Raw genomic sequence first — 11,420 nt, 5'->3', positions numbered from 1 at the left:
CAATCCCTCGACTACACTAAAGATAACTTATGCTAGTTTCAATTGATGATTTTTTATCCATTTAAAATCTTAACAACATCCTTAGCAAAATAAGAAGCAATAATATCTGCTCCAGCTCTTTTAAATGCTATTGTTGTTTCCATCATAATTTGGTCATGATCCAACCAACCTTTTTCAGAAGCGGCTTTAATCATGGCATATTCTCCAGATACTTGATACACAGCAACAGGTACATCCACTTCATTTTTTATCTCTCTTAAAATATCTAAATAAGAAATGCCGGGCTTAACCATCACAATGTCGGCCCCTTCATCAATATCCATTTCGGTTTCTTTGATGGCCTCAAAACGGTTCCCAAAATCCATTTGATAGGTTTTTTTGTCTTTAGGGATATCCACCAAATCTACTGGAGCAGAATCTAAAGCATCCCGAAAAGGCCCGTAAAATGCGGAAGCATATTTGGCTGAATAGCTCATGATGCCTGTATTGATGAAACCTTCATCTTCTAAAGCTTCACGAATGGTTAAAATACGCCCATCCATCATATCACTTGGTGCTACAAAATTGGCCCCTGCCTCAGCATGGGAAATACTCATTTCTGCTAAAAACTCTGCGGTAGGGTCGTTTACTATTAGTCCATTTTCAATAATGCCATCATGCCCATAAGCTGAGTACGGGTCTAGAGCCACATCGGTCATGACCAACATATCCGGACACACATTTTTAACCGTTTTAATGGCGCGTTGCATTAAGCCGTCTGGATTTAAAGCTTCAGCCCCTTTGTTGTCTTTTAAATTGTCGGGTACTTTTACAAAAAGTAAAACCGATTTTAAACCCAGATTCCAAAGCTCTTTCACCTCGCCTTCAAGTAGATCTAAACTATATCGAAAGTAATTGGGCATGGATGGAATTTCATCTTTTAAGCCTTTACCTTCCACTACAAAGAGCGGGACTAAAAAATCGTTTGGTGTAATTATGGTTTCTCGAACTAATGATCGTATGGCATCGTTGGCTCTTAGTCTTCTATTTCTTCGTAATGGGAACATACTCTATTGCTTTATTGAACGCAAAGTTAATAATATATCTGCTTTCGGTTGGTTGCGACTTGGATCGAATTTTGCCTAATCTTTATAGCCCTAATTTGTCGTCTATAATATCGGCTTTATATATTAGTTTTCTTGGAGCTTTGAATCTATAGCCAACAAATATTTCAAAATATGGGATGTTATCTTTAACATAGGTTTGCCGGTCGGTGTTGTGATTAAGAACAAGGTAGCTATAGTGGGTTCCCAAATAGAGGTTTTCAATATCGTACGTTAGAGATCCTCTAAAATTAAGTTCGGTTAGAAGAGATGTTAAGCTTTGAGTTGTCGAGTTTGAGAAATTAATCCCTATTCCAGCAGAGGCTCCTGCAGAGATTAAAAGGTTTTTAGACGGTACAAAATTGTAATAGTAGGATGGGGCAAATGCTATATCGAAGCTGTACAAGTTACTGGCTGAATTGGGATCGTCAAAATTAAAGTTAAATTCCGAATAGAAGTAAACAAACCGCGGAATAAAAGATCCTGCACTTTTTAGTTGTTTTTCATTTTGTCCAACAATGGCTTTAAAGGAGAAGTTTTCATTTATTATATACGATGTGCCTCCCCCAATTTTAAACGACTTAATGTTAGGATAATAGGTGTTGAATTCGTTGTTACTTAAATAAAATCCTTTTTCATTGTAAAGCATTATGGTTTGCATCCAATGTTTCCCAAAGTAGTTTCTAAAGTTGAGGTTAAATAGTCTTGAGCCTGTGTTATCTTTATTATTTGAGAGAAAATTAGGTGCAAAAGCATAAGATATTTGAATGGATCTAAATGCAATTGAGGCGCCTATTCTATCTTGTTTGTTCGGCGTGAGTTTAAAAAAGAGATCTGAATTTCTGTCGTTTAACTGGAGTGCATTGGATGTGTTTACATAAAACAAGCGCCCTGTAATTCTATTTAGAAATTTTTTTGTGTGACCATTAAGTGTTTCGTATGAAACCGTTTGAATACTATCTTGAGCCGAACACAGATGCACAAAACAAAATAAAAAAGAAGCAAGGAAAATTTGTTTTATGCCCATGTTTTAGGGTTGGCTAACACTTCAAGCAGCTTGGCTTCTTCACTTCCTGGTTTAGGGTGGTGGTCATATACCCACTGCACATGAGGCGGTAAACTCATTAGAATACTTTCTATACGGCCGTTGGTTTTTAGACCAAACAAAGTCCCTTTGTCATGTACTAAGTTAAATTCTACGTAGCGTCCTCGTCTTATTTCTTGCCAATCTCGGTTGGCTTTAGTGTATGGTAAATCCTTTCGTTTTTCAACTATCGGGGTATAAGCTGTTAAGAAGCTATTCCCAATTTCGGTTACAAAGTTGTACCAATTTTCCATTGTCATGTCGTCAGATGTTTTGCAGTAGTCGAAAAACAGCCCCCCAACTCCTCTGCCTTCATTCCTGTGGGTGTTATAAAAATACTCGTCGCAGCGTTTTTTGTATATGGGATAAAACTCAGGGTTGTGTTTATCGCATGCCGTTTTACATGTTTGATGAAAGTGCTTTGCATCGTCTTCAAACAGGTAATAAGGCGTTAAATCTTGTCCGCCTCCAAACCAGCTATCAATAATACTACCATCTTCATCATACATTTCAAAATAACGCCAGTTGGCATGAACGGTGGGAACCATAGGGTTTTTGGGATGTAATACTAGGCTCAATCCACAGGCAAAAAAATCAACAACACCAACATTAAAATATACTTGCATAGATTTTGGTAGTTTGCCGTGAACGCCAGAAATATTCACGCCTCCTTTTTCAAAAACCGCGCCGTTTTCAATAACACGGGTGCGTCCGCCACCACCTTCTGGACGTTTCCATAGGTCTTGTTTAAACTTAGCCTTACTGTCGATAGTTTCTAGTTTTGTGGTGATACTATCTTGTAAATCCTGGATATATTGGTAGAATTTGTTTTTCATTTATTCAATGTGTTTATAGAGTTCATATAACTCCATGTTTAGAGCTTGTTCTCCTTGAGGTGTGTACTCGTTTTTTAGCGTTTTTATCCATGTATAATTACAGTTTTCTGCAACTTTAACACTGCCTAAATTACTTCTATGAACAATAATTTGCAAGGTTTTTAGGCCAAGTTTTTCAAAAGCATAGTCAGATAACTGGCTAATGGCTTTTGTCATTATGCCTTGTTTTTCAATGTCATAACTGATGGCATAGGCAAACTCGCCTTGTTTGTTTAACCAGTCCAATTCTTTAATATAAATTAGACCTACTATTTTTTTTGTCTTAGTAGTTTTTATTGTGAATAAAAACTCTTCTTTCGATACGAATTGTTTTAGTTTTTTCTGGACAAAAATATTGGATAAGTCTGGGGATAAGTTCTGTTGTAAGGTTTTTGGGAAATAACGTTTTAAGCGATCTTCGTTAGTCACAACAAAATTGCAGCAACCCCAACCGTCTTTTGGTTGAATTGGTGACATGTAATATGAGCCTAAATTAAGTTGCATCAACTGGACTCGGGTTTAATTGGAGAGCTTTAACAGTTCTTGTTGAAGCAGCTGTTACAGATAAAGGTAATACTAAAATTACACCAATTAGAGGAACCAGTAAAACAAGGATAAAAACAATACCATTGCCAATGGCTAACCCTCGGTGCTTACGTACAAATCGTACACTCTCTTTATATTGAAAATGACGCTCTAAAGTATAATCCATATTACCAAAACCGGCGTAATAGGCTTGGACCATGAATAACAATATGGTTGAAAAAATATTAACCACAGGAATGAATTTTAAGAGTAAAATAGGAATAGTTAAAACTAGTTCCATTATCAAATTTCTACCATTAATTTTTATCCCTCGCCAAAGTTGTTGGATAAACGAGGTGTCTCGGGAAGAGTGTGATGGGTTGGCTGTGAAATGGGCTTCTATCTTCTCGGAAACGGGACTCATAAATGGCGCCGATAATGCCATGATGATGTGTTTAAATAGTATAAGACCAATAACCACAATAATAAGACCTCCAATAAAATTGCTAATGGATGAAAAGGTGGCTTTACCCCAGTCCCATATCCAGATTTTTGAGATAAAATCACCTAGGTTATCTGATAGTAAATAGGCTAAACCGAAAACCATAGTTGCTGTGACAAAACTAATCAGCATAGGAATGGCAAAGTATTTCCAGAGTTTTAGTTTTGATATTAAGCTGAATGCTCCGAAGTATGCTTGAATTCCTGAAATGATAGTTTTAATCATAACTTTCCTTTTACGCTAGGGGATTGAGGAATTTGTTCAAGCTCCTCGAAGGCCTGCCTAACAGCAGGCAGGGCAAACCTACTTTTTACGGCTATAAGGTGATTACTGAAACCAATTGTTATTCAAAAAAAGTAGGTAACGCACAATTATTTTAACTTTCGTACTCTTTTACGGCATCAATAAACGCTTTGGCATGATCTAAACCAATATTAGGCAAGATGCCATGGCCAAGGTTAACAATATATTTGTCTTTCCCAAAATCGTTAATCATTTGGTGCACCATTTTTTTTATTTCTGCTGGTGGTGAAAACAGGCGTGTAGGATCGAAATTACCTTGCAACGTTATGTTCCCTCCTGTTAAATAGCGCGCGTTCCTTGGAGAACAGGTCCAGTCTACACCCAATGCAGACGCACCAGATTTTGCCATTTCGCCCAGTGCAAACCAACAGCCTTTTCCGAAAGCAATTACAGGGGCATCGTCTTTTAAAGCATCAATAATTTGCTGAATATATTGCCATGAAAATTCTTGATAATCGACAGGCGATAACATGCCTCCCCAAGAATCGAACACTTGTACTGCATTACAACCTGCTTTTACTTTCTCTTTTAAATAGGCAATCGTAGTATCTGTAATTTTTTGAAGCAATTGATGGGCTGCAACTGGGTTTGTAAAACAAAACTCTTTGGCTTTATCAAAGTTTTTACTGCCTTGACCTTGCACGCAATAACATAAAATAGTCCAAGGAGACCCTGCAAAACCAATTAATGGAATTTCATTATTAAGCTTCTCTTTGGTGGCTTTTATGGTTTGGTATACGTAATCTAATTCTACGGTTACATCGGGTACAATAACATTATCTACATCTTTTTGAGAACGCACAGGATTAGGCAAATATGGTCCAAAATTAGGTTTCATTTGCACCTCGATATTCATGGCTTGCGGAATGACCAAAATATCACTGAATAAAATGGCAGCGTCCATACCGTATCTGCGGATAGGCTGCACGGTAATTTCACTTGCTAATTCAGGAGTTTGGCAACGCGTAAAGAAATCGTACTTTGCCTTAATTTCCATGAATTCTGGTAAGTAACGTCCTGCTTGTCGCATCATCCATACTGGCGGACGGTTTACTGTTTCTCCTTTTAATGCTCTTAAAAATAAATCGTTTTTTATCATACTTCCTCGTAATGACGTTTTAAATATAATGCTGATTCACTAACTCAATTACACTCTCTACAGTTGGTACTTTTGCCACCCTAACATCTTTAAAATGCTGTTTAGCTTCACTTGCTGTGGTTTCTCCAATACAAAAGGCTATAACATCATTTTTATTACTGCGAACAAAACTCTCAACTGTTGATGGGCTATAAAACATAGCGCTCTCCACAGAGTTTTCCACTTTACTGCCATCATATTTAGTTTGGTATGCTTCTACTTCATTTACCGCTATATTGTTTTCGCTCAAAATAGTAGGTAATGCATCCAACCTAATGTCACTGCAAAAATAAGTTACTTTAGTACCTTCAATATACTCCACTAAATAGTCTGCTAACGCTTTTGCGTTTTTAGCAGCATGTTTCACAGGACCTATTTTACGTTCTATTAAGCGCTTTGTTCTGCGACCCACACAATAAATATTTTTAAATTGTAATTCTTCTGCGGAGTAATTCGTGATTAGCGCTTCAACAGCATTTTTGCTTGTAAGAATAACATTTTCAATTTCTGATTTTAAAATTTGAGGGCGGATACGATTCAAACTTATTTTTATAAAATCGTCGCTTTTAACAACCACTTTCTCGTGGAATAATTTTTGCTGATCTTGGGTTAACTTTTTAGTAGAAAACACATTGGTAACTTTATTTGAGTATTTAATCTCATCCATTAAACGTTTACCACCACGTTCTATTATATAGTCTGCGCAAAAGACCGCTAAATCTTCATGTTTGCCTAATTTTTCAGAACGTTCTACTTGTATTTTTTTTGAGCCATCTTTACTTAAAAGAATACCTTTAAAGAGTATTTCTTCATCTTTAATTTTAGCTAGGGCCCCTATTGGAGCCGTGCATCCGCCTTCTAACCGGTTAAGAAATTTGCGTTCTATGGTGGTGCAAATCTCTGTTTCCTCATGGTTTAACGAGGCACAAGCTTCTTTTACGAATGCGTCTTCATCTAAAGCCGTAATCATAATAGCACCTTGTGCAGGTGCAGGGATCATCCAGTCTAAATTGATAGCTTCTTCGGGTCTAATACCAATTCTGCCAATGCCAGCAGCAGCGAAAATAGCACCGTTCCAGTCGTTATTTTGAAGTTTTTGTAACCGGGAATTGACGTTACCCCGCAAATCTGTAATGGTGTGTGTGGGGTAACGATTAAGCCACTGTGCTTTTCTTCGCAAGCTTCCTGTAGCGATAACCGCCTCTTTCGCCCCTAAAAACTCTTCATTATCTTTAAAAACTAAGGTGTCGTTCACATTACCACGTTTTAAAACGGCAGCTTGGACAATACCTTTTGGTAAAACGGTAGGCACGTCTTTAAGCGAGTGTACAGCAATATCAATATCATGATTCAACATGGCGATATCAAGTGTACGCGTAAAAATACCGGTTATCCCTAGTTCGTAAAGAGGCTTGTCGAGTACTAAATCTCCAGTAGATTTTACAGGTACTAATTCTGTTTTATGACCTGCTTTTTCAAGTAAATTTTGTACAATGTTGGCTTGCCAAAGTGCTAATTCACTATCGCGAGTACCAATTCTTATGGTTTTAGACATTTTTTGTGGAAGGTTCTAACTGAAATACTTTTTTGATGAGTTCCAGGCTATCATCAGTAGATACATCATCATCTTTTAAATGATGCGCAAAATGATTGGTAATTTTTTGAATGATTTTATTACTGATTAACTCGGCTTGCGCTTCATTAAAATCACTTATTTTTTTGCGTTGCGTGTCTAATTCGGCAGCGGCAAAATCTGTTAATTTATGCTTTAAGGCCTTAATTGTGGGCGCAAATTTTCGTGTTTCTAACCAGCTGTTAAATTCGGTTTTAACCTCTTCAATAATAACTTCGGCATCAGGAATATGCGCTTTTCTAGCTTCAAGAGTTTCATCTGTAATTTTAGATAGATGATCTAAATGAACCAAAGAAACATGGTCTAACTCTTCAACATTTTCATTTACATTTTTAGGAATGGATAAATCTAAAATTAAAAGTGGCTTTTTGCTTTGAATAAGATGTTTGTCAATTGTTGGGCGTTGGGCTCCTGTGGCAACAATTAAAATATCGGAATGACTTATTTCTTCCTGCAAATTAGCATAATCCTTGACCACTAAGTTGAATTTGCCAGCAATTTTTTCAGCTTTATCTTTTGTTCTATTGATAAGTGTAATGTGCTCGTTTTCGGTATGCTTTACGAGGTTTTCACAAGTGTTTCTACCTATTTTACCTGTTCCGAAGAGTAAAATGTTTTTATCTGATACGTTTTCAATCGTATTAAAGATGTATTGTACGGAAGCAAAGGAAACAGAGGTTGCTCCTGATGAAATGTTTGTTTCTGTTTTAATACGCTTACTCGCCTGAATCACGGCATTAACCAAACGTTCTGTAAAGTGGTTTAATAAACCATGCTTTCTTGATAATTTGGTGCTTGCTTTTAATTGGCTTATAATTTCAAAATCACCTAAAATCTGGCTGTCTAAACCTGAACCTACACGGAACATATGAGCTATAGCCTCTTTGTTTTTGTGAATGTAAGCAACATCACGAAACTCTTCTACGGTGCCATTAGTGTTATCACAAAGTAATTGAATAAGCTGGTAAGGATGTTGTGCAAAACCATATATTTCGGTTCTGTTACACGTAGAAGTAACTACCAAACTTTCAATATCATTTTCTTTGGCTTGTTGGAGCAATGCGTGCTTAGATTCATCATCTAAACTAAAGCGACCTCTTATATCAGCATCGGCTTTTTTGTAGCTTAAGCCTATGGCATAAAAGTAGTTACTCCGTGAAATATTGTATTTCTGCATTGCTCAGTTTGAAATTGTGTAGCAAAAATATAGGGATGGTTTAAAAAAAAGTAACGCTAAAAGAACTTTTAGTGTCGTTTGTGGTTTTTTAAAGCTATTTCTCTAATAAATATGATAAATGTCATATTTTTGTAGGGAAATAGGCAGTTTTGAAGACCTTAATATAGAATGAATCTAAATAACGCTTAAAAATGAGTCAAGAATTAGATCAAAAAAATGTCGCTAAAAGTACTTTTGATGAAACAATGGTAGATGATGGTGTTGTGGTTTTAACATTTAAAAATGAAGAACAAAGTCCTCAAAGTGTTTTAAAAGCAATTGATAGCTCGTTCATTCAATTTCATTTTTGTGTAAAGGGAACCACGAAGTTTGTTTTTAATCAGGGTAGGTATACGTTGGATATTCATGAAGAGAACTCACTGTTACTTTACAATCCGCAGAGAGAGTTGCCAATTAATCTTCTTGTAGACCCAAATTCTTGGATTGTTTCAGTGCTAATTCCTATTAAGAAGTTTCATGGGTTATTTTCTTCTGAAGCGGATCATATTTCATTCTTAAATGATGATAATAAGGATAAGAAGTATTATAAGGATGGGGTTATTTCTCCGTCCATGGCTATTGTTTTAAATCAGCTGATAAATTACAGTTTAAACAGCTCTATTAAGCATATTTATTTTAAAGGAAAGGCTTACGAACTATTAAGTTTATACTTTAATAGAAATGAGGATGCCAATGTAGAGCAGTGTCCGTTTTTGGTCGATGAAGCCAACGTGATTAAAATAAGAAAGGCAAAAGACATCGTTGTATCTAGAATGGCAGAGCCACCAAGCTTGCAGGAATTGGCGGACGAGATTGGATTAAGTTTAAAGAAATTAAAAGAGGGTTTTAAACAAATTTATGGCGATTCGGTATTTAGCTTTTTATTAGACTATAAAATGGAGGTAGCCAGAAAATTGCTTGAGGCGGGTGAAGACAATGTGAATGAAGTAGGCCATAAAGTAGGGTATAGTACCTCTAGCCACTTTATTGCAGCTTTTAAGAAAAAATATGGTACAACGCCAAAAAAATATATCATGTCGTTAAATTAATATTTCTTAGTTTAATTTAGAAAGTTATCCAAAAACACATAAAATTATTAGTTATGAAGTATTTAACACCAGAAATAGCTACTTTTTTTAAAGGCGAGAATCAAAAAACCCTAGCGAAGCCAAATGTTTCGTGTGGTATATTTCAAGATTTGAGTAATAATGAAAAGGGGTCGGTATTAAATTATGCGCAATTTAATTTAAAAGAAAAGAAATAGGCGTACTATTTGTATCTAGCAAGTTGACACTTATGTAATTTGTGTTGTATTTTTGTAATAATTAAAAATGTGCATGAAAAAAGGAATACTACTTGTAAATCTTGGTTCTCCAGATAGCCCAGAACCTAAAGATGTTAAAAAGTACTTAGGGGAATTTTTAATGGATGAAAGGGTTATAGATATTCCTTATGTGGCCAGAGCATTATTGGTAAGAGGGATTATTTTAAAAACCAGACCCAAAGCTTCTGCGGCTGCTTATAAGAAAATTTGGTGGGAAGAAGGGTCGCCTCTTATTGTGATTTCCGAGAGGTTACAAGGTAAAATACAGAAACAAGTAGAAGTGCCTGTGGCTTTAGCAATGCGTTATGGGAGTATGTCGATTCAAAAAGGTTTAGATGCATTGGTAGACCAAGGCGTTGATGATGTCCTATTATTTCCGTTATATCCACAATTTGCCATGGCTACAACCGAAACGATAGAAGTTTTGGCTGAAAAGTTGCGTAAGCTTCATTTTCCTAACCTTAAAATAACCTCGGTCCCTGCTTTTTATAACAAGCCTGATTATATCGAGGTGCTTTCTAATTCTATTAAGGCACACTTAAAGAGTAAACCATATGACCATTTGCTTTTTTCATACCATGGTGTTCCAGAGCGACATATAAGAAAAAGTGATATCACTAAATCTCATTGTAAAATTGATGGCAGCTGTTGCTCAACACCCTCTCCAGCTCATGAGTTTTGTTATAGACATCAATGTAAAGAGGTTACCCGTTTAGTAGCGCAAAGATTAAACTTAAAAGAAGGTACTTACTCAACCTCATTTCAATCCAGATTGGGTTTTGACCCTTGGTTGCAACCTTATACAGATAGAACCATTGAGCGTTTAGGAAAGCAAGGTGTTAAGAATATGGCTATAGTAACTCCGGCCTTTGTGAGTGATTGTTTAGAAACACTTGAAGAAATAGCCATGGAAGGTCAGGAACTTTTCCATGAGGTTGGAGGACAGGAATTCACTACTGTTCCTTGTTTAAATGACGATCAAGCATTCGTAGACTTACTTTCTAATTGGATTAATGAGTGGGTGAAATCATCTGTTAAAATAGCTTAGTTCATGGCGTATTACTACTATTTTAAGGCCTTTCATTTAATTTTTGTGATTACTTGGTTTGCTGGGTTATTTTATACCCCAAGACTTTTTGTTTATCAAATTGAGGCTTTTCAAAAGCCGTCTCCAGAAAAGGAAATACTTGGAAAACAGCTCAAACTAATGGCAAAACGGCTTTGGTTTATTATTACTTGGCCTTCAGCTATACTCGCGTTACTATTCGGTCTTATTTTATTCTACATAAATCCAACCCTTATTTATGAAGATTGGATGCAGGTAAAAATAGGATTCATTTTATTGTTATTTGCTTACCACCTCATAACACATAAATATTACAAACAGTTGCAAATAGATGACGTACGAAAAACATCGAGTTATATGCGCATCTGGAATGAGGGTGCTACCTTTATTTTGTTTGCGGTTATCTTTCTGGTTATCTTAAAAAGTGCCATTAATTGGATATGGGGTGTTATTGGTATTTTGGTGCTTGGCATCCTTATCATGTTGGGCTTTAAGTTATACAAGAATTTTAGAGAGAATAACCCAGACGCTTAATACTTGGTTATTGATATTGGGCTAGATTAAGTTTTTTTGATGATTCTTTTTTTGAGAGAACAAAGTCCCTTTTAAGACTTCAATTTTTAATATTCAGATTTTTACTCTTTTATATTTAAGTTGAATGATTGAAGGCTT

General features: G+C 36.0%; 12 protein-coding genes. 4 read left to right on the top strand and 8 right to left on the bottom strand.

The genetic code is table 11. From position 1 onward, the window contains the following. Positions 1-53: 53 nt before the first annotated feature. From hemB to hemA, 8 genes are all read right to left on the bottom strand, one after another. Complete coding sequence (gene hemB, locus E5D58_RS13220; protein WP_136482546.1) at positions 54-1,046, bottom strand: porphobilinogen synthase; 993 nt, start codon at positions 1,044-1,046, stop codon at positions 54-56. A gap of 82 nt (positions 1,047-1,128) precedes the next feature. After that, positions 1,129-2,109 (bottom strand): DUF4421 family protein, encoded by a 981-nt coding sequence (locus tag E5D58_RS13215; protein ID WP_136482544.1) that lies wholly within the window; start codon positions 2,107-2,109, stop codon positions 1,129-1,131. Continuing rightward, entirely contained in the window at positions 2,100-3,002 is a 903-nt protein-coding gene (gene hemF, locus E5D58_RS13210) for an oxygen-dependent coproporphyrinogen oxidase (RefSeq protein WP_136482542.1), read from the bottom strand. Before hemF ends, E5D58_RS13215 begins: the two co-directional genes overlap by 10 nt. Beyond that, on the bottom strand, positions 3,003-3,545 hold the full coding sequence (locus E5D58_RS13205) for a GNAT family N-acetyltransferase (protein ID WP_136482798.1): 543 nt from the start codon (positions 3,543-3,545) through the stop codon (positions 3,003-3,005). Then, on the bottom strand, positions 3,535-4,293 hold the full coding sequence (locus tag E5D58_RS13200) for an EI24 domain-containing protein (RefSeq protein WP_136482540.1): 759 nt from the start codon (positions 4,291-4,293) through the stop codon (positions 3,535-3,537). Before E5D58_RS13200 ends, E5D58_RS13205 begins: the two co-directional genes overlap by 11 nt. A 151-nt stretch (positions 4,294-4,444) precedes the next feature. Next, on the bottom strand, positions 4,445-5,470 hold the full coding sequence (hemE, locus tag E5D58_RS13195; RefSeq protein ID WP_136482538.1) for a uroporphyrinogen decarboxylase: 1,026 nt from the start codon (positions 5,468-5,470) through the stop codon (positions 4,445-4,447). Between the two features lie 19 nt (positions 5,471-5,489). Continuing rightward, positions 5,490-7,064, bottom strand: coding sequence for a hydroxymethylbilane synthase (hemC, locus tag E5D58_RS13190; protein ID WP_136482536.1), 1,575 nt, complete (start codon positions 7,062-7,064; stop codon positions 5,490-5,492). Further along, on the bottom strand, positions 7,057-8,319 hold the full coding sequence (gene hemA / locus E5D58_RS13185) for a glutamyl-tRNA reductase (protein ID WP_136482534.1): 1,263 nt from the start codon (positions 8,317-8,319) through the stop codon (positions 7,057-7,059). Before hemA ends, hemC begins: the two co-directional genes overlap by 8 nt. 191 nt (positions 8,320-8,510) lie before the next feature. Here hemA and E5D58_RS13180 point away from each other — a divergent pair, with 191 nt between their 5' ends. The 4 genes from E5D58_RS13180 (at position 8,511) to E5D58_RS13170 (ending at position 11,282) form a co-directional block, all read left to right on the top strand. Continuing rightward, positions 8,511-9,407 (top strand): helix-turn-helix transcriptional regulator, encoded by an 897-nt coding sequence (locus E5D58_RS13180; RefSeq protein ID WP_136482532.1) that lies wholly within the window; start codon positions 8,511-8,513, stop codon positions 9,405-9,407. 53 nt (positions 9,408-9,460) lie between these two features. Then, positions 9,461-9,622, top strand: a complete 162-nt coding sequence (locus E5D58_RS14995; protein ID WP_168796689.1) for a hypothetical protein — start codon at positions 9,461-9,463, stop codon at positions 9,620-9,622. A gap of 73 nt (positions 9,623-9,695) precedes the next feature. Next, positions 9,696-10,730 (top strand): ferrochelatase, encoded by a 1,035-nt coding sequence (hemH, locus tag E5D58_RS13175; protein ID WP_136482530.1) that lies wholly within the window; start codon positions 9,696-9,698, stop codon positions 10,728-10,730. Between the two features lie 3 nt (positions 10,731-10,733). Continuing rightward, complete coding sequence (locus E5D58_RS13170) at positions 10,734-11,282, top strand: CopD family protein (RefSeq protein ID WP_136482528.1); 549 nt, start codon at positions 10,734-10,736, stop codon at positions 11,280-11,282. Positions 11,283-11,420: the final 138 nt, after the last annotated feature.

The sequence above is a fragment of the Cognatitamlana onchidii genome (assembly GCF_004804355.1).
GTDB lineage: Bacteria > Bacteroidota > Bacteroidia > Flavobacteriales > Flavobacteriaceae > Cognatitamlana > Cognatitamlana onchidii.
Note: the sequence above shows the minus strand (reverse complement) of the source record. Positions and strands in the feature narration are given on the sequence as shown.

Coding starts and splice junctions, on each gene's coding strand:
- hemC (WP_136482536.1), bottom strand. CDS start 7,064: ATGTCTAAAACCATAAGAATTGGTACTCGCGATAGTGAATTAGCACTT.
- E5D58_RS13215 (WP_136482544.1), bottom strand. CDS start 2,109: ATGGGCATAAAACAAATTTTCCTTGCTTCTTTTTTATTTTGTTTTGTG.
- E5D58_RS13205 (WP_136482798.1), bottom strand. CDS start 3,545: ATGCAACTTAATTTAGGCTCATATTACATGTCACCAATTCAACCAAAA.
- hemF (WP_136482542.1), bottom strand. CDS start 3,002: ATGAAAAACAAATTCTACCAATATATCCAGGATTTACAAGATAGTATC.
- E5D58_RS13200 (WP_136482540.1), bottom strand. CDS start 4,293: ATGATTAAAACTATCATTTCAGGAATTCAAGCATACTTCGGAGCATTC.
- hemA (WP_136482534.1), bottom strand. CDS start 8,319: ATGCAGAAATACAATATTTCACGGAGTAACTACTTTTATGCCATAGGC.
- E5D58_RS13170 (WP_136482528.1), top strand. CDS start 10,734: ATGGCGTATTACTACTATTTTAAGGCCTTTCATTTAATTTTTGTGATT.
- hemE (WP_136482538.1), bottom strand. CDS start 5,470: ATGATAAAAAACGATTTATTTTTAAGAGCATTAAAAGGAGAAACAGTA.
- E5D58_RS13180 (WP_136482532.1), top strand. CDS start 8,511: ATGAGTCAAGAATTAGATCAAAAAAATGTCGCTAAAAGTACTTTTGAT.
- hemH (WP_136482530.1), top strand. CDS start 9,696: ATGAAAAAAGGAATACTACTTGTAAATCTTGGTTCTCCAGATAGCCCA.
- hemB (WP_136482546.1), bottom strand. CDS start 1,046: ATGTTCCCATTACGAAGAAATAGAAGACTAAGAGCCAACGATGCCATA.
- E5D58_RS14995 (WP_168796689.1), top strand. CDS start 9,461: ATGAAGTATTTAACACCAGAAATAGCTACTTTTTTTAAAGGCGAGAAT.